The sequence below is a fragment of the Pseudomonas mendocina genome, assembly GCA_037482215.1.
Classification (GTDB): domain Bacteria; phylum Pseudomonadota; class Gammaproteobacteria; order Pseudomonadales; family Pseudomonadaceae; genus Aquipseudomonas; species Aquipseudomonas mendocina_E.
This window is the reverse complement of sequence record CP148074.1, coordinates 2,744,082-2,762,749: the sequence shown is the minus strand read 5'-3', so window position 1 is coordinate 2,762,749 and position 18,668 is coordinate 2,744,082. Positions and strand designations below refer to the sequence as shown.

General features: G+C 56.9%; 16 protein-coding genes. 3 read left to right on the top strand and 13 right to left on the bottom strand.

Features of this window, described 5'->3' with window-relative positions; translation table 11 throughout:
- The first annotated feature begins 29 nt into the window (after positions 1–29).
- Positions 30–767, top strand: coding sequence for a molecular chaperone (locus WG219_12785; protein WXL24212.1), 738 nt, complete (start codon positions 30–32; stop codon positions 765–767).
- The gene (locus WG219_12780) at positions 764–1,804 is read left to right on the top strand and encodes a fimbrial protein (protein ID WXL24211.1); all 1,041 of its coding nucleotides are present in this window, start codon (positions 764–766) and stop codon (positions 1,802–1,804) included. The genes WG219_12785 and WG219_12780 overlap by 4 nt, the downstream gene beginning before the upstream one ends.
- Before the next feature lie 76 nt (positions 1,805–1,880).
- Here the strand turns inward: WG219_12780 and WG219_12775 are convergent, their stop codons facing one another.
- From WG219_12775 to WG219_12745, 7 genes are all read right to left on the bottom strand, one after another.
- Positions 1,881–2,702 carry an NAD(P)-dependent oxidoreductase gene (locus WG219_12775; protein ID WXL24210.1) on the bottom strand — a complete coding sequence of 274 codons (822 nt, stop codon included), beginning with the start codon at positions 2,700–2,702 and terminating at the stop codon, positions 1,881–1,883.
- 138 nt (positions 2,703–2,840) lie between these two features.
- Positions 2,841–4,829 carry an acetyl/propionyl/methylcrotonyl-CoA carboxylase subunit alpha gene (locus WG219_12770; protein WXL24209.1) on the bottom strand — a complete coding sequence of 663 codons (1,989 nt, stop codon included), beginning with the start codon at positions 4,827–4,829 and terminating at the stop codon, positions 2,841–2,843.
- A gap of 141 nt (positions 4,830–4,970) precedes the next feature.
- Positions 4,971–5,768, bottom strand: a complete 798-nt coding sequence (locus tag WG219_12765; GenBank protein WXL24208.1) for an enoyl-CoA hydratase-related protein — start codon at positions 5,766–5,768, stop codon at positions 4,971–4,973.
- 214 nt (positions 5,769–5,982) lie between these two features.
- Entirely contained in the window at positions 5,983–7,143 is a 1,161-nt protein-coding gene (gene atuD, locus WG219_12760) for a citronellyl-CoA dehydrogenase (protein WXL24207.1), read from the bottom strand.
- 49 nt (positions 7,144–7,192) lie between these two features.
- Complete coding sequence (atuC, locus tag WG219_12755) at positions 7,193–8,809, bottom strand: geranyl-CoA carboxylase subunit beta (protein WXL24206.1); 1,617 nt, start codon at positions 8,807–8,809, stop codon at positions 7,193–7,195.
- Between the two features lie 5 nt (positions 8,810–8,814).
- A complete protein-coding gene (locus tag WG219_12750; protein WXL24205.1) occupies positions 8,815–9,678 on the bottom strand; it encodes an SDR family oxidoreductase in 864 nt (287 codons plus the stop codon).
- Positions 9,679–9,843: 165 nt separating this feature from the next.
- The gene (locus tag WG219_12745; GenBank protein ID WXL24204.1) at positions 9,844–11,631 is read right to left on the bottom strand and encodes an acyclic terpene utilization AtuA family protein; all 1,788 of its coding nucleotides are present in this window, start codon (positions 11,629–11,631) and stop codon (positions 9,844–9,846) included.
- Positions 11,632–11,870: 239 nt separating this feature from the next.
- Here WG219_12745 and WG219_12740 point away from each other — a divergent pair, with 239 nt between their 5' ends.
- Positions 11,871–12,494 carry a TetR/AcrR family transcriptional regulator gene (locus tag WG219_12740; GenBank protein ID WXL28005.1) on the top strand — a complete coding sequence of 208 codons (624 nt, stop codon included), beginning with the start codon at positions 11,871–11,873 and terminating at the stop codon, positions 12,492–12,494.
- 121 nt (positions 12,495–12,615) lie between these two features.
- Here the strand turns inward: WG219_12740 and WG219_12735 are convergent, their stop codons facing one another.
- The 6 genes from WG219_12735 to WG219_12710 form a co-directional block, all read right to left on the bottom strand.
- Positions 12,616–13,476 (bottom strand): hypothetical protein, encoded by an 861-nt coding sequence (locus tag WG219_12735; GenBank protein ID WXL24203.1) that lies wholly within the window; start codon positions 13,474–13,476, stop codon positions 12,616–12,618.
- 309 nt (positions 13,477–13,785) lie between these two features.
- A complete protein-coding gene (locus tag WG219_12730) occupies positions 13,786–14,550 on the bottom strand; it encodes a CPBP family intramembrane glutamic endopeptidase (GenBank protein ID WXL28004.1) in 765 nt (254 codons plus the stop codon).
- A 231-nt stretch (positions 14,551–14,781) separates the two neighbouring features.
- On the bottom strand, positions 14,782–15,573 hold the full coding sequence (locus WG219_12725) for an ABC transporter permease (protein WXL24202.1): 792 nt from the start codon (positions 15,571–15,573) through the stop codon (positions 14,782–14,784).
- 16 nt (positions 15,574–15,589) lie between these two features.
- Positions 15,590–16,327 (bottom strand): ABC transporter ATP-binding protein, encoded by a 738-nt coding sequence (locus tag WG219_12720; protein WXL24201.1) that lies wholly within the window; start codon positions 16,325–16,327, stop codon positions 15,590–15,592.
- On the bottom strand, positions 16,324–17,289 hold the full coding sequence (locus tag WG219_12715; protein ID WXL24200.1) for a YVTN family beta-propeller repeat protein: 966 nt from the start codon (positions 17,287–17,289) through the stop codon (positions 16,324–16,326). Before WG219_12715 ends, WG219_12720 begins: the two co-directional genes overlap by 4 nt.
- Before the next feature lie 68 nt (positions 17,290–17,357).
- The gene (locus tag WG219_12710; GenBank protein WXL24199.1) at positions 17,358–18,533 is read right to left on the bottom strand and encodes an ABC transporter substrate-binding protein; all 1,176 of its coding nucleotides are present in this window, start codon (positions 18,531–18,533) and stop codon (positions 17,358–17,360) included.
- Positions 18,534–18,668 lie beyond the last annotated feature (135 nt).

The window sequence follows — 18,668 nt, the reverse complement described above, 5'->3', positions numbered from 1 at the left end:
CCAGCTTTTTTTATGCTTGGAGAGATAATATGTTTTTATTACCACATCGCTACTTTAAACAGCGCATTTGCCTTGCCGCTAGTCTTTGTATTCCATTGTTGGTACAGGCTGCAGTTTCTCCAGATCGTACGCGAGTTATATTCGATGAGTCGGCCCAGTCGGTAGGCGTTACACTGAACAACAGAAGTACTGAACTTCCGTTTGTAGTGCAGTCATGGATTGAAAATGGAAACGGCGAAAAACTTACCAGTCCCTTCATGGTATTACCCCCTCTGCAGCGCATTGAGGCTAGCGAAAGCTCGCTATTACGTATCGTTAAACTCCCTGAGGCTGAACTTCCGAAAGATCGTGAGTCAGTTTTCTATTTGAATGTGCGTGAAATTCCACCTAAGAGTGAGGCCGTGAATACAATTCAAATTGCCTTGCAATCGAAGATCAAACTTTTCTATCGCCCTGCAGCCGTTAAGCGTGTTCGTGGCGGAGATCTAGCCGAGGGCCTTCATATTAAGGTCGACTCAGCAGCTAAACAGCTTACGATTAATAATCCGACCGCTTTTCATATAACCGTAGTGGGGCTACTGGCTGGCGTAGAAAAAATTAGTATGCCTATCGAAACGGTGATGATCGAGCCTTTCGGCAGTGCTCAATTTCCAATTACTCAGACAGGGTTTAAAGAGTTGTTCGTGTCTAACATGAATGATTATGGAGGCCAAGCAGATACACATTTCATTTGCAGCGCTGTTGAGTGCAAGGCTGCGCAACCATGAAAGTTAGCAGTTCGTCCAATCGCCACTTCTGGTGGATGTGTGGCCTGTTTGCGCTTCTGCTTTCATTCTCTCTACCGTCATGGGCTTTGCATTGCAAGTCAGTCACGGGCGCTGATTATTTGACTGAGGATATTGGCCCTGTATCGGTTCCAGCGACGGTCGCTGATGGCACCATCATTTGGCGATCACGCACACACACTGTGTCCGCTGAGTGCTGGAAGCACCCTGATTCATATCCTACTGAAAATGATCCAATCTATTTCTATGGCAACCCTTCCGGACTTTATTCCCCTGCTTGGGGCATTGAGTTCGGTTTGGTCTATAAAGGCCGTACTAATTGGGATGGTGACTGGAGTTCGAATCCTTCAGGTGGGGTGTATACCGGTCACACCTCTATCGCCTGCCCGTGGGCAATTACCTATCCGGCAATGAAGCAGTGTACTTTGGTGCGAGCGAATATTACGTTTCAGGTAGTGATTCGTAAGCGTGGATTGGAGCCACTGAAAACACCGACTCAAGACACGTATGACGTATTTCAGTTAGACGGGAAGTATGGTTTGTATGATGGTCCATCTAACCCGCACGGAAATTTTCGTTATCAACTGCGGGGCTTGCAGAATATCGTCGGTACAGACTGCGCCATTGATGTGACGGCTAAACCAGAGCCCGGAACTGTTAACTTTGGAACGGTTCAGACTACTACCACAGGCTTCTCACCACCAGCACCAACCAGAAGCTTCACACTGGAATTAAACAAAGCTTGCGAAACTGCCATCAATATTGGTGGTACCTTTATGACGTCTTACAAAGACGGCGATTATGTGATGTTGCCAGAAGCTAACAGTAAGTTCGGTATACAGATCAGGGATCAACGTAACAACCTCGTTCCGTTCAACGAACCGTTCCCTTTGGCCAAGTTTCAACCGAACCAACCACAAATCATTGTTCCATTCACCGCCACAATGGTGCCCTTGGATACTGATATTGACGAAGGGGCATTTGAAGCAATGATGGTAGTCCAAGTGGTTTACTACTGAGGCATTGCTGACTCTAACAGTCTGCTCTTGCAAGAGGCAAAACCTGCAAGAGTAGACTGCCTAACTTATTGAAGGGTCACTCCACAAACAAATCCGTCATCAACCCGCTTCCGTTCTGGTCGTAGCGGTACTTGTCAAAGTCAGTGACGCCTTGTTCGGCAAGGATTTCATCGTCAATCAGCAGGCGGCCGGTGAGGCTGCGGCCCGTTGTGTTGAGGATGGCGTAAGCGGCGTCCGCCATGATCGCCGGGGTGCGAGCCTGTTTGAAGATTTGCGGGCCGCCCAGTTCGAACTCGATGGCTGCTGTGGCAATCACAGTGCGTGGCCACAGTGAGTTGACGCTGACGCCGTGCTTCTTGAATTCCTCACTCATGCCGAGGGTCAGCATGCTCATGCCGTACTTGGTTACGGTGTAAGGGCCGTATTGGGCAAACCATTTCGGATCGAGGTTCAAAGGCGGGGAGAGGTTGATGATGTGTCCGCCGCTTTGTTTGAGATAGGGCAGCGCGGCCTGGCTGCAGACCATCACGGCGCGGGTGTTGATCTGGTACATCAGGTCAAAGCGCTTGGGTTCGAGCTTTTCCACGCCCACCAGCTTGATGGCACCGGCATTGTTGATCAGTGCATCAATACCGCCAAAGTGTTCGGTGGCTTTGGCCATGGCTGCGCGCACGGCTTCTTCATCGCGTACATCGAGTTGTATGGCCAGCGCCTTGCCGCCAGCTGCTTCCACTTCTGCGGCAACGCTGTGAATGGTACCTGCTAGTTTGGGATGGGCTTCGGCGCTCTTGGCAGCAATGATGATATTGGCGCCATCAGCCGCTGCTTTAAGGGCGATTTCGCGTCCAATACCGCGACTGGCGCCAGTGATAAACAGAGTTTTGCCTTTGAGGGACATCGTGTAAGCCTCCGGTGCTTGTGGCTGTTTAAAAATCAATTCGAGCCAATATCAATCGTGATAAACGAAAAAGCCCCTCCGCAACGCTGGCGTTAACCAGTGTTGAGGCGGGGCCAGGTAAGGCTGCATGGGCACCGATTAAGCTTCGTCAGCCTCGATTTCCACCAGCAGTTGGCGATTCTTAACCTGATCGCCTTTATTGGCACCAACGCGGCGTACGGTACCGTCTACGCCTGCTTTGAGTGGGTGTTCCATCTTCATGGCTTCCAGCACAACCAGCAGTTGGCCTTTGCTGACCTTGGCGCCTTCTTCCACCAATACATCAACGATTGCACCGTCCATAGGCGCTTTCACCGCACCGCTGCTGGCCGCATTCTGGCCACCCGCTGGCTCGTGGGTAACGTCGATCAGTTCGAGGTTGCCGAAGTGGCCGAACAGCCAAACCTTGTCACCGTCTAAGTGGTACGCCTGACGACGACGGATGCCGTCTTGCTCTAGGGTCAGCCAGCGGCCATCGCTGTTGAGCAGCTTCAGTTCGACCTGCGTTTCACCGACTGTGGCGCGCAGGTAGGCTTGAGTGCCATCGCCCAGTACGTCGAGTTCAACGGCACACTTCTGCTCGCCCTGTTTCAGGGTGAAGCGCCACGGCGCGCTACCCGCGCTGCGCCAACCGGCAATACCGCCCTGATGGGCGCGACTGTTGGCCGAGGCCTGATAGAGCAGGGCGGCGGCAATGGCCAGCTCGCTTGCAGCCGGGGCTTGTGGGGTCAGGCTCTCGTCGCTGGCAAAGTGCTCGGCGATAAAGGCGGTGGTGGCCTTACCCGCTGCAAACTCTGGGTTGGCCAGCAGGTTGGCGAGGAAGCGCTGGTTGCCGTTTACGCCCAGCAGCACGCAGTTTTCCAGCGCGCGAACCAGCTTGCGGCGGGCATCTTCACGGGTTGCGCCGTACGCGATGACTTTGGCCAGCATCGGGTCGTAGAACGGGGTGACTTCCTGACCTTCCACCAGACCGTGGTCGATGCGCACGCCATCCAACAGCTCAGGCTCCCAGCGCAGCACGCAGCCAGTTTGCGGCAGGAAGTTCTTGGCGGAATCCTCCGCGTACAGGCGCACTTCCATGGCGTGTCCGGTGAGCTGGATCTGCTCCTGAGTCAGCGGCAGCGGTTGGCCTTCGGCAGCACGGATCTGCCACGCCACCAGGTCCTGGCCGGTGATCAGTTCAGTAACCGGGTGCTCTACCTGCAAGCGGGTGTTCATTTCCAGAAAGAAGAACTCGCCGCTGGCATCCAGCAGGAATTCCACCGTACCGGCACCGACGTAGTTCACGCTGGCAGCGGCTTTCACAGCCGCTTCACCCATGGCTTTGCGCAGCTCTGGGGTCATGACCGGGCAGGGGGCTTCTTCTACCACTTTCTGGTGGCGGCGCTGCACGGAGCAGTCACGCTCACCGAGGTAAACGATGTTGCCATGCTGATCGCCAAACACTTGGATTTCCACGTGACGTGGGCGAATCACGGCACGCTCCAGAATCAGCTCACCGGAGCCGAAGGCGTTTTGCGCTTCGGAGCGGGCGGTGCGGATTTGCTCTTGCAGTTCGCTGGCCTCGTGCACCAGGCGCATGCCACGACCACCGCCACCAGCGCTGGCTTTGATCATCAGCGGATAGCCGATGCGGCCGGCTTCAGCGATTAGGGTCTCGTCGTCCTGTGCGGCACCTTCGTAACCCGGAATGCACGGCACACCGGCTTCGAGCATGGCGATTTTCGACAGGCGCTTAGAGCCCATCAGGTGGATGGCCTCAACGGTCGGGCCGATAAATACGATACCGGCGGCCTCGCAGGCGCGGGCAAAGTCGGCGTTTTCCGAGAGGAAACCGTAGCCGGGGTGGATGGCATCTGCGCCGGTCTTTTGGGCCGCCGCGATGATGTTGTCGATCACCAGATAGGACTGGTTGACCTGCGCCGGGCCGATACACACGGCTTCGTCAGCCACTTGCACATGGCGGGCGCCAGCGTCGGCCTCAGAGAACACCGCCACGGTGCGGTAACCGAGGTCTTTGGCGGTGCGCATTACCCGGCAGGCAATCTCACCGCGGTTGGCAATCAGAATCTTATTGAATGCAGCCATTTATTGTTCTACTCCTGCCGTCTAATCCGCGCTGGGACTCTATGGGTGGATCGGGGCGCGTCGTTCACGCTTGATTGATCCACCGTGCGGTGTTCGGGTGATGTGGAAAGCAACATCCACCCTACGATCTGTATATCCGTGTTATTGCGCCCACTTGGCAGCACGCTTCTGTACAAAGGCCATGGTGCCTTCAACACCTTCCGGGCCGGTGACAGCGGCTGCAAACTGCTCCGCAGCACGGTCCAACAGGCTGCTCAGGGCTTCTTGCTCGGTGTCCAGCAACAAGGCTTTGGTCAGTGCGTTGGCGTGTGGCGCGCATTTGCGCACTTGCTCGATAGTCTCTGCCAGACGTTGTTCCAGATCGCTGTCGTTGCTTTCGCAGTAGTGCACCAGGCCCAGACGCAGGGCTTCTTCGCCGTTGAAGCGAGCCGCCGTAAGCGCCAGACGGCGGGCCTGAGTCAGCCCCACACGCTTGACCACAAACGGTGCGATCTGCGCGGGCAGAATACCGAGAGTGGTTTCCGGCAAACCGAATTTGCAGGCGCTGTCGGCAATGGCGATATCGCTGATGCAGGCCAGCCCGAAACCGCCGCCGAGCACGGCACCTTCCAGCACAGCGATGACCACCAGCGGGGCGCGCTGGAACTCTTCCAGCATGGCGCCGAAGGCGCGGTTCAGTTCGCGATAGGCGTCGCCGCCTTTGGCGCGGGCACCGGCCATGTCTTTGATATCGCCACCGGCACAGAAGTGGCCACCAGCGCCACGCAGCACCAGAGCACGCACGTCGTTCTGCTGGCTGACGTGGGCCAGCACCGCACGCAGTTCATGCACCATGGCCAGACTCATGGCATTACGGCTGTCCGGACGGTTGAGGGTGACGTGCAGCACGCCCGCCTCAAGGTTCAACAGCAGTGTTTCGCAATTCGGTAATTCAGCCATTGCAGGCTCCTTAAATCTTTTGCCTAACGCACTTCGTTTGGGGCCGGGCATCGTCATGTTGGATGTAAAACGACGACTACGCGCCCCGATCCACCCTACAGTCTGTATCCACCAGAGCGCCGGTTACCCCGGTAGGGTGGATGTCGCTTTTTACATCCACCGTGCGATCTCAATGGTGGATCGGTGAAGCGCGATCCACCCTACGTTCAGCGCCTTAGCCTTTCTTCTTGCCGGGTAGGGTGCCCATCATTTTGCAGATGATGCCGAGCATGATTTCGTCCGCACCGCCGCCGATGGACACCAGACGCACGTCGCGGTAAGCGCGGGAAATCGGGTTGTCCCAGGTGTAACCCATGCCACCCCAGAATTGCAGGCAGCTGTCGGTCACTTCACGGCCCAGACGACCCGCTTTGAGCTTGGCCATGGAGGCCAGCTTGGTCACGTCGCGGCCTTTGATGTACAGCTCGGTGGCTTGGTACACCAGCGCGCGAAGGGCTTCGATTTCAGTTTGCAGCTCAGCCAGGCGGAAGTGCACATACTGGTTGTCGATTACCGGTTGGCCGAAAGTGTGGCGCTGACGGGTGTATTCAATGGTCTGGTCAACGCAATACTCCAGGCCTTTGATGATGTTGGCAGCACCGAACAGACGCTCTTCCTGAAACTGCAGCATCTGCATCATGAAGCCAGCGCCTTCGTGGCCGATGCGGTTGCGCTGCGGCACGCGCACGTCATCGAAGAACACTTGAGCTGTCTCGGAGGAACGCATGCCGAGCTTTTCGATGTGCTGGCTGAGGGTGATGCCCGGCGTGTTCATCGGCACCACGATCAGGGATTTGTTGACGTGGGGCTTGTCGTCACTGGTGTTGGCCAGCAGGCAGATAAAGTCGGCTTGCGGGCTGTTGGTGATCCACATTTTCGCGCCGTTGATGATGTAGTCATCACCGTCTTTGCGTGCGGTGGTTTTCAGGCCGGCCACGTCGGAGCCTGCGCCGACTTCGGAGACACCAATGCAGCCAATGTAGTCACCCGCAATGGACGGGGCCAGGAACTCCTCACGCAGGGCATCGGAGCCGAAACGGGCCAGCGCCGGGGTGCACATGTCAGTCTGCACGCCGATGGCCAGTGGTACGCCGCCGCAATGGGCGGTACCGAATTCTTCAGCAGCTACCACCGAGTAGCTGTAATCCAGGCCCATGCCGCCGAATTTTTCCGGCTTGGAGATACCCAGCAAGCCCAGATCACCGGCCTTTTTGAAAATTTCACGCATCGGGAAATGGCCGTCTATTTCCCACTCTTCGACGTAGGGGTTGATCTCCTTGTCGACAAAGTTTTTCACCGTGCGGCGCAGTTCTTCGTGTTCTTGAGTGAAGTTCATCGTTGTTATTCCTTCTTTCAAAAAGTGTCAGTTCAGGACTGCGGCTCGATTACAGGCGGGCCACACCAAATGTGTTGGACTTCAATGGGCGGATACGCGCCTCTTCGCAAATGTCGAGCAAGAAACCCAGCAGCTTGCGCGTGTCACGTGGGTCGATCAGGCCGTCATCCCACAAGCTGGCGGTGCCGTACAGCGCGGTGGACTGGCTGTCGAGCTTCTGCGCAGTCACTTGCTCCAGCATGTCGAGCATTTTCGGGTCGGCTTCTTTGCCTTCTTTTGCGTGTTTGTCTTCAGTGACGATACGCAGCACCTTACCGGCCTGTGCGCCACCCATAACGGCGGTACGGCTGTTCGGCCAGGCGAAGATAAAGCGCGGGTCCAGGCCACGGCCGCACATGGCGTAGTTACCGGCACCGTAAGAGCCGCCGACAACGATGGTCAGCTTCGGCACGGTGGCATTGGCCACCGCCTGGATCATCTTCGAGCCGTGCTTAATCACACCGTTCTGCTCAGACTCGGTGCCGACCATAAAGCCGGTGGTGTTGTGGAAGAACAGAATCGGCGTATTGCTCTGTTCGCACAGTTGGATGAATTGAGCCGCCTTAGCCGCACCACGCGGCGTGATCGGGCCGTTGTTGCCGATAAAGCCGCAGGGCTGGCCTTCAATGGCAAGGTGTCCGCACACGGTCTGGCTGTCGAACTCGTTTTTAAAGTCGAGGAACTCGGAGCCGTCAGCGATGCGGGCGATGATTTCGCGCACGTCGTAGGGCTTTTTTGCGTCGTTGGGCACGATGCCCAGCAGCTCTTCAGCCGGATACAGCGGCTCGCGCCAGGTCTTTTGCGGGCGGGCGGGGAGCTGGGCATTCCACGGCAGCATGCCGAGAATTTCGCGGGCCAGGCGCACGCCATCGGCATCGTTCTCAGCCAGGTATTCAGCGGTACCGGCCACTTGGGCGTGCATCTCGGCGCCGCCCAGTTGTTCATCGGTGGCGATCTCACCTGTAGCAGCCTTCAGCAGAGGCGGGCCAGCGAGGAACATCTTGGCCTTGCCGCGCACCACCACAACGTAGTCTGAAAGGCCTGGTTGGTATGCGCCACCGGCGGTGCTGGAACCGTGCACCACGGTGATTTGCGGCAGGCCCATGGCCGACATACGCGCTTGGTTGGCGAAGCCGCGAGCACCTTCAACGAAGATGTCCGCCGCGTAGTTCAGGTTGGCACCGCCGGACTCGGCCAGCGTCACCACCGGCAGTTTGTTTTCAAAGGCGACCTGTTGCAGGCGCAGGGATTTCTTCAGGCCAGTTGGCGAAATGGTGCCGCCCTTGATGGCGCTGTTGTTGGCCAGCACCAGGCAGCGCACGCCTGAGATGTAGCCAATACCAGCGATGATGCCGCCACCGGCCATGCTGCCGTCTTTGTCATCGTGCAGCTTGTAACCGGCCAGGGAGGACAGCTCAAGGAACGGCGCGCCCGGATCGAGCAGCAGGTTCAGGCGTTCGCGGGGCAACAGCTGGCCACGGCGCTCGAATTTGGCTTTGGCTTCATTGGCCTTATCCAACACCTTTTGTTCGACTTCACGGAAGCTCTGGATGGCAGCGAGCATGGCTTCACGGTTCTGGGCGAACCCTTCGCCGTGAACGTCAATTTCCGACTGGATAACTGGCATCAGATTTACTCCTTGAACACTTCAGGCAAATAGGCCCGGTGGAAACCGTTATAGGACTCGCTGTTCCTCGCTTTGCCGAGGGTCCAGGCGCGGGTGCCCTGGCTGGCGGCGCCATCAATGCGGATGGTGTTACCGCTGATGAAGTTGGCGCCAGGGGAGAGCAAGAAGACGATGGCCGCAGCAATCTCGGATTCGGTACCAATGCGTTGCAGCGGCACGTGATCCTTCAGGTTACGGATCATGGTTTTCATCGACTCCGGGTAAGTGTCCATGCCACTTGAGGCCACCCAGCCCGGCGCCACGGCGTTGACCCGCACACCGGCATGGCCCCACTCGTACGCGGCAGTCTTGGTGAAGTTCTCCATACCGGCACGGGCTGCACCAGAGTGGCCCATGCCCGGCATGCCACCCCACATATCAGCCAGCATGTTGACGATGCTGCCGCCATGCTTGCTCATGCTTTGCATAAACACTTCTTTAGCAATGAGGAAGCCACCCACCAGATTGGTCCGTACCACGGCCTCAAAGCCTTTCTGGTTGATGCCAATCAGAGGGGCAGGGAACTGGCCGCCGGCGTTATTGACCAGATGATGAATCTGCCCGCGCTCAGCGATGATCGCCTTGACCATAGCCTTGACCGCTTCTTCATCACGGATGTCGCAGGCGTGGAAGCTGACTTCGCCGCCGTCTTCACGAATCTCCGCTGCGGTCTTTTCCAGCTTCTCCAGTTTGCGTCCTACCAGCACCACATGGGCACCCAGATGGGCCAGCTCATGGGCTACGCAGCGACCAATGCCACTGCCGCCACCGGTGACCACGATGGTCTGACCGCTGAACAGGCCGGGCTTGAAGACTGAGTCATATGCCATTGTTGTTTTTGTCCTATTCATAAGGCAGAAGTCTTGTGGTGCCTTCTGCCAGAAGCTGGTGGATGAATAAAGCGCCATCCACCCTACACAGTGTTCGCCAGTCCCGTAGGGTGGATCGGGGCGCGTAGCCCGCGCTTCACCGATCCACCGTGACCATCTCAAGCCCTACAACGATTCAGCCAACGCCTTCGGTACGGATACCGGAAACTCCAGCAGTTGCTGAGCAAAGGCCTTGCCTTGTGGGTCGATGCGTAGAGAGGCAACACCACCGCCGCCCAGTGCATTTTCCAGCAGGAAGTTCAGGCTGTTAGTGCCCGGCAAATGCCAGCGGCTGACTTTGCTCTTGTCGCCTTCCAAGGTGTGGCCCATCCAGTCGGCCACCGCACCTTCAGTCAGCGCCGCAGCAATCCAAGGCAGGTACTCGGCTTTACGGGCCATCACACCGATGTTGCTGTGGTTGCCTTTGTCACCCGAACGGGCCACGGCCAGTTTCACCAGCGGTACAGTGACTTCGCCCTGGCCCTGCGGTTGGGCGACGGCCACATCAGCGCCGATCAGCTCAGCGTTGTAGGCAGGGAGTTCAGGCAGGCTAACCGGTGTGCGCTCGCCGTTGATTTCCACTTCCAGGTTGCACGCGCTCTTGTCGGCGAGGAAAGAGAACAGGCGGATGATCGGGTAAACCGTCGGGCGGCCGCCGACGATGCCGGTCAGGCCCGGAGCCATACCGGTCGAGGCTTGGGCGATCTCGCGGGAGAACAGCACCAGTGCTTCCTTCTTGGCGTGGCTGACGGCCAGTTTCACGATCACTTCGCGGGTGTCTTTGCGCTGGCCTTGTGGGCCGTAAGTGGCCTCGGTGCCCAGCAGCTCAATATTCACATCGCGGTAAGGGCCCCAGCCGCGCTCGATGAACATTTCCTGAGTCTTATTGATGATCGCCTGGCTCACGCGCTCGGCCTTGGCCACGGCGTCGATACCGGCCAGCAAGCAGCTGGCAGTGCAGCGGAAGCCATCCGGGTGAGTGGCGCTGACTTTGTACTGATCAGTCGGTGGCAGGCCTTTGGCGCCTTTAACCGACACCACGTTTTCGGTGACTTGCTCCAGCTTTACTTCGCTGAAATCGCAAATCACGTCCGGCAGCAGGTAAGCGCGTGGGTTGCCGATTTCATAGAGCATCTGCTCGCCCACGGTGAACGGCGTGACCAGACCGCCAGTGCCTTCCGGCTTGCTGATGGTGAAGCTGCCGTCTGCGCTGGCCTCAATAATCGGGAAGCCGATGTGCTCGTAATCCGGCACATCGCGCCAGTCGGTGAAGTTGCCCCCGGTGCTTTGGGCACCACACTCAACCAAGTGACCCGCGAGCGCGGCTTGCGCCAACTTGTCGAAGTCGCTCCAGTCCCAGCCGAACTCATGCACCATGGCGCCGCTGACGACTGCGCTGTCGACCACGCGGCCGGTGATCACAATATCTGCACCTTGTTCCAAGGCGGCTGTAATGCCCGGCGCGCCGAGGTAAGCGTTCATGGAAACGCAGAAGGGCGGCAGCGGGTTGCCGTTGAACATCTCTTTAGTACCGGCCTTGGCCAATTCGCCCAGCTTAGGTTGCAGGTTGTCGCCGTGCAGCACAGCAATCTTCAGGCTGACACCAGCTTTCTCGCAGGCTGCGGCCATGGCGGCGGCGCAAGCCGTCGGGTTAACCCCACCGGCGTTGCTGATCACGCGGATTTTTTTCTCGGCGATCTCACCCAACAGCGGGGCCAGTACTTCGACGAAGTCTTTGGCATAGCCTTCGTCCGGCTTCTTCATCTTGGCGCCCGCCATGATCGACATGGTGATCTCGGCCAGATAGTCGAAAACCAGATAATCAATAGTGGCACCGCGTACCAGTTGGGCAGCAGCAGTGGAGGTGTCGCCCCAGAAGGCGGAAGCGCAGCCGATGCGTACTGTTTTTGTCATTGGAATAGCCCGCAACACAGGAATAGGGTGAAATGAAGGCTACCAAGCAAGCGCTTGGTTGAAAAGACCCTGTTTGTGTTTCTTTGTGAAAATTGTGCCAAGCGCTTGCTTGGTTGGTCGGTAGCGCATAAATTCCCCCCCAATTGCGTTTATGTCAGTTCAATGGCACGGCACTCGGGCACTTGCGGCCGGTTTACACGATGCGTAGCTGGCTTATCAGGTTGTTGGAGAACAAAGAAGTGGATGAACAGAAAGCCCAGGCCGTATTGCATGAACTGGTCAGCAGCGGGCAGATAACTGATCCGGAGAGTGCCCGTGGCAAGCTGTTGCAAACCGCCGCGCACCTGTTCCGCAGCAAAGGCTACGAACGCACCACCGTGCGCGATCTGGCCAGTGCAGTGGGGATTCAGTCCGGCAGCATCTTCCACCACTTTAAAAGCAAGGACGAAATCCTCCGCTCGGTGATGGAAGAAACCGTCCGCTACAACACCGCCCTGATGCACGCCGCACTCGCCGAAGCCACTGATCTGCGTGGTCGCGTACTGGCGCTGATCCGCTGCGAACTGCAATCCATCATGGGCGGCACCGGCGAGGCCATGGCCGTGCTGGTCTACGAATGGCGCTCCCTGTCAGAAGAAGGCCAGGCCTTTATCCTCAAACTGCGCGACCAGTACGAACAGCTCTGGCTTCAAGTCCTCACCGAAGCCAAAGAAGCCGGCTTTGTTAAAGCCGACCCCTTCATCCTGCGTCGCTTATTGATGGGCGCCCTGAGCTGGACCACCACCTGGTTCCGCCCCGAAGGCCCAATGCCGTTGGATCAGTTGGCGGAAGAGGCGCTGCATATGGTGTTGAAAGAGGGGTGAGTCGATCTCGTTAGATAGTGTCCGGCCATTTAGGTGTATTAGTCTTCAGGGCTAACTGGTATTACGAGTTAAGTCCCTCGCGTTATACGGGGGGCGTATTTTGGGAGAGTGGCTTATATAGTTAGTACCACGATCCTTCTGCTCTGAAGTCGATCTTTTTGGTTTCAGGGTCAAAGGTTATTTTTACTTTTTCAGGTGGCTCAATGAAGGTTTTTGGAAAGCTCAATTGATTTAGCCTTTGTATAACTCCATTGTCATCTGTTAGAGCTACCCGTGCGCCGCTCCTAGTTTTCATTATTTTCATGAAGGTTCTATTATTTTCTTGGCTTATTGGTATTAGTATTTCTTCGGGTAGTGGTTTTAGGTATTCAAGATAGTTAATAAAGTTGTTTTGTTTTTCTGTGTCACCTGATAGGTATTCTATCGCTGCAGATATTTCAATTTGGCTGCTGAAGTAGGTGTAGTTGATGCACCATAGATTCATTTCGCAATTGCTTTTCATTGGGACGGCCCATTTTACTACTGGCAAAGATTTTGAGATGGCCACGCCAGCAGTTAATGCGCTCTCACCGAGTAGTGATTCAAGTATTATTTCCTTTGCTTCATCTAAGATTACGCACATTGGTGCATTCATGCGTGGCTCGAACTTCGCCAGTTTGTTAAATTCCCTGCTTAAGGATATTCTTCTATCGGCGTCATAAATTATGTCTCCCCGGGATATTGCGCCGCGAAACATGAATCCTTTCGCTAAACCTAGTTCTAAGAATAAATGGATTGCTCCTACAAAGTTGCAATTGGATACAGTGTCATTTGTGTCGTGAGAGATTAGTAGTATGGAGTCCGATGCAATTTCTGAAATTTCAAAGTTGGTGCTTGGTCCTTCATAGTTCATGGGCTTTCCGAAGAAGACCTCATCTCTGGCGATGTCAATAAAGTTTGAGTATCTTTTGTAAATTTCTTCGATGCCAAGTTTTTCGATCATGGATGAGTAACCAAGCACATCCAAAAAGCAAATCAGTCGATTCTTGTGATGGTTCATGTAATACGCCAGTTTTTGTTGGTGTTAGTGTGTGCGGTTGCTTGAAATTCTTATTTTGTGTTTGATTGGTTCGAATGTTCTGTTTGGGTGCGTTGAGGGTACATATTTTCAGTTTTTTTGGTCGGTTTTATAATTAGGATTGTTTTGTGGGTAAAAACTTTTAAAAATCTCTGACTTGAACTCAATTTTGCCTGCTCCTAAGAATGCGACCGCTTGGTTTCGTTGAGTCGCCTTACTTTTCTTGTAATGTTTTTAGTACACCGGCAACCGCAGCGGATAGCTCAGCAGCAAGATGTGCAGAGTATTTACTGCCAGATGCAGGGCTATCGCCAGGCTGATACGGCCGCTGAAGTGGTACACCAAGCCGTAACCCAGCCCGGCAACGCCGGCGAGCAAGGCGAAGAGGGGGCTGAAGGGTAGGTGGACGGCTGCAAAAATAGCCGTGCTGATGCCGATGCCCGTCCAAGCGCCGAGCCAGCGCACCAATTGGGTTTGTAGCAGGCCACGGAAGAGCAATTCCTCAGCCAGTGATACCACGCCTAAATTTACCAGCAGCCACAAGCCTAAGCCTTCCGGCCACTTGGGCTGCCAGCCGACCAAGCCGGTGCCCAGTGCAAGTAGGGGCACTGCAATTAAAGTGGTGAGGGCGACCAAGGCGGTTTGTTTAGGATTACTCAGCGTTTTGCGGGGTTGGCCTAGCCACCAGGCCAGCAGGATTATTCCAGCGGTTAGTTTGCCCCAGCCAAACCTAAGGCTATAAGGCGGCGCATCATCACTGAGTTGGCGTGCAGGCCAGAGCGTGGTGCTGCCAAACCCCGGTAGCAAATGAAATACCAACGCTGCGCAGCCGAGCAAAGCCAGCAGCCACCAAACACCCGTCGGCAGGGATTTCTCACCCAGTAAGAGTAGAGCGCTGAGCAACACCGCCAGTGCTAACCCAGTCGGTTGAATGAAGCCAAGCCCATAGCCGAATGCCAGGCAGAGCATTGGCAGAACGAGGCGGAATTGTAGGGACAGCAGTGGTGTATTGGGATGAGTCATTGCGCGCTCCAGAACAGGTGAATGGCAAGCGTATGGCTTGAGCGCAATAAGTGCGTGGGAGCGTTGAGTGTGGATGTGTCGAGTTCAGCCGTCGGTAAACAGAAGTGCAGCGCCATACAACCTCCTTTTGTAAGCGCTGCACCGTACCGCGTTGATCGCAGTTTTGTCATGCCAGGGATGTGTTGCCTGGACTTTTTCGTACAGAACCTACGAGCCCTTTCTCAGCGCCGCATGTTGCGGGTTAAACGTCAGCACCGCCAATGTAGCGAACAGCAGCGTCAGTCCCACGCAAATCCCCAGTGCCAGGCCATTTACCCGCTCATAGAGGGCGAAGCGCACCAGTTCAGTGGCGTGGGTGAAGGGATTAATGGAGCACAGCCAGTACAGCCATTCGCTGGCTTCCTTCATCTTCCACAGCGGGTACAGCGCAGAGGAGAGGAAGAACATAGGGAAGATGACGAAGTTCATCACCCCGGCAAAGTTCTCCAACTGGCGGATGCCGTTGGACAGCAACAGGCCCAGTGCGCTGAGCAAAAGGGCGACTAGCAACAGCGCAGGCAAAGCAGCCAGCAGGCCCCAGGCGGGTGGTTGCACGCCATACAGCCAGGCGATACCGAGGAAGGCGTAGACCTGTAACAGCGAGATCAGGGCGATGGCCAGCAGTTTGGCGGCCAGCAGAAACGCTCTGGGCAGCGGGCTTGTGAGCAGCACGCGCATGCTGCCCATTTCCCGGTCGTAGACCATGGACAGCGAGCCTTGCATGCCGTTGAACAGCAAGATCATGCAGGCCAGGCCCGGCACGATGTAAGTCTCATAGGTGATGTAGGTGTCATACGGGGCGATAATGGCGATCCCCAGCGCGGCACGGAAACCGGCGGCAAACACCAGCAGCCACAGTAATGGTCGCACCAGTGCGCTGAGAAAGCGGCTGCGTTGCAGAACGAAGCGCAGCCATTCGCGCAGCACGATGCCTTTGAGGCAATACCAGTAGGCATTCATTACAACACTCCGAAAATCATCGTGCGCCCGCTTCGGGGTTTGCGGTCAGGCGGGCGAAGCTGGCGGCCAAGTCGCTCTCCCCATCCACGCGGATGCTTTGCACGGTGCCTTGCGCAACCAGTCGGCTGCGGTTGAGCAGGAACAGCGCGTCGCTGTCGTGGATTTCATCCAGCAGGTGAGTGGTCCACAGCACGGCAAGGCCGCTGTCGCTGCACAGTTGACGCACGTGCTGGTTGAGCGCTAAACGGCTGGCCGGGTCGAGGCCGACGCTGGCTTCATCCAACAGCAACAGTTGCGGGCGGTGTAGCAGGGCGCGGGCGATTTCAACGCGGCGACGGTGGCCGCCGTTGAGGTCGCGCACTTTGTCTTTACGCCGTTCGCTCAGGTGCTGGCGCTCAAGCTCTTCATCAATGCGAATCTGCGCCGCTTTGCGGCCGATGCCGTGCAGGGCTGCGTGGTAGTGCAGGTTCTGTTCGACGCTTAAATCCAGATCCAACGTGCTTTGTTGGAACACCACCCCCAGCTGTGCCAACGCCTGACGCGGCTGTTTACGCAGGCTGTGGCCCATCACCCGAATCTCGCCCTGTTGCAGGTCGTAGAGGCGGGTGAGCAGGGCGATAAGCGTGGATTTACCCGCGCCGTTGGGGCCCAGCAGGGCGGCGAAAGTACCGGGCGCAACGCTGAAACCCACGTCTTGCAGAGCAAGGCGTGGGCCGTAGGCGAAGCGGATGTTATCCAGCTCCAGTGCCATCATGGGGTGACAACCACGCCCCATGGATAGCGCCCGACTTTGATCGACTTGATCACTTTCAGCGAGGCGACATCAATCACCGAGACGTCACTGCTCACGCCATTGGTGGTCAGCAGGTGCTTCTGGTCCGGGGTGAACGCCATGTGCCAGACGCGACGGCCAACCAGGAGGTAGTCAAGAACCTCGTAGGTTTTGGCATCGACCACTGCCACGTGGTTGGCTGGGCCGAGGGCGACGAATGCGTATTTGCCGTCTTTGCTCAGTTTGACGCCCACCGGCTGAACTTTGTCCGGGTGTACGCCTTTGATGGCGAAGGTCATGACTTTTTCGATCTGACGGCTGGCCACGTCGATGATGCTGACCGTGCCGCCGATTTCTGCGGAGGCCCACAGACGCTTGCCGTCCAGATCAAATTCAACATGGCGCGGGCGTTGGTCAACCAAGGTGTTATCCACCAGTTGCTGGGTGCTGGTGTCGATCCAGTGCAGCATGTTGGTGGTTTCGCTGGTGTTCACCGCCCATTTGCCATCCGGGCTGACGGCCATGCCTTCGGGCTCCACGCCCACATCGATCTGCGCCAGGACTTCGTCAGTCTGGGTGTCGACCACGGTGGCCAGGGCATCGTCTTCGTTGGAGATGTACAGCCAGCGGTCATTCGGGTGCAGGGCAAACTGCTCTGGGTCGGCGCCGGACGGTAGTTCTTTGATGATCTTGCGGGTGGCCAGATCCATCACCTGCACGCGGTCGGAGTCACTGGCGCAGATGTACAGCAGCTTGTTGTCGCTGGACAGCAGCAGGCCGCGGGGGCGCTGGCCGACCGGGATGGTCTCGGTGACTTCCATCTTGTCCATGTCGATGACGGTGATGCTGTCATCCTTCTCATTGGAAACGTAGGCGGTGGCAGCCAGAGTGGCACTGCTGGCCAAGGTCAGGCCGATGCTCAGTGCGAGGGTTGTCAGGCGCATGGGGTTTATCCTCTTGTTCTAGTAGGGGCTGCACATTGCGAATTGACGCAATGTGCAGAGGCAGGTGTTCAGGCCTGTTCGGCCAGGTTGCAGGTCACTTCCGGCTGATCAAAGCCGAGGCTGTCCAGTTCACTGGTTGGGTGCAGGAAGCCGTCTTGCGGTGAAGTGGTCACCAGTGCACGGGGATGTACGACTGGAATGGGCTGGCGCAACTGGCCGTTCCAGCTGCGGAAATTCAATTTGCGGCCTTTGAAGCCATCCAGCGGCAGGTCGTTGCTCAAAGACAGTGTGCGGATGGCGGCTACGTCTGTTGTACGCAGCTTGGTCACGGCGCTGGCGAGGCTGCGCACACCAATCCAAGCGGCGAAGTCGCGGTCATTCATCCAGCGTTTGGCATGGGCTTCAAAGCGCTTTTGCAGTTGGGCTGCGCCGTAGGTTTCTACGGTTTTGTGCCAGCCGGTCGGGGTCAGGCCCTGAGTGCCGGCAACAGGGCGCGGGTACCAGGTTTGATAAGGCACATACTCACCGAAGTCACCGCGTTCATCAGCCACCAGCACCACGTCGTACTCATCGGTTTGAGTGAACAGCGGCATTTCCGACTGGGCGCTACGACGTTGGTCGTTATCAAAGCTCCAGGCTTTTTCTGCAACGATGGTGTGGCCAAAGCGTTTAGCGGCGCGCTTGAGGGCTGCGGCGTAGGCTTGATCATCTTCAGTAGGTCCGACAATCAGAAGCCAGCGAGTCCATTTGCGCACAGTGAGGAACTGCGCCAGGGCGTCTGTGAGCATGGCGCGGCTGGGCAGGGTGTGCAGTACGTTGCTCAGGCATTGTTGCTGACGCAGGCTGTCATCTGGGCTACCGGCGTTGATCAGCAGGCTGTCGGGCAGGGCGTCGCTCAACTCTCGCAGGGTGGCAGCCGGTGCGTTCACAACAAACAAGCGCAAGCCTTCTGCATGTTGTTTACGTGCGGCTTCGATCAGCGCCGCGCTGTCCTCGTGTTCCGCGACTTCCAGTTGGTAGCTGTGCTTGAGAAAACGCCCGGTGCTGTTGCTGTCTGTGATGGCCAGTTCGGCGCCGCGCAGGCCTGCATCCTCAGGCTCGGGAATGACGTTAGAGAGCAGTGGCCCGGTATCGGGTGTGTAAGCCAGATAGCCAATGCGCACCTGCAATTCGTTAGCACTGGCAGTCATCGCCAGTCCTAGGCTGGTGGTGAGGCAGAGCATTAAGCGGCTGAACGAATGCATGAGACGACTCCTGAACAGGGTGTCGCCAGCATAGGAATCCCGACTGGGTCGGGAAATATGCCCAAGGTCGCGCCGGGTTCCTACTAAGGTAGTAAATCGAAGGGGGCTAATAACCTGCCGCAAAGTGGTGGCGGC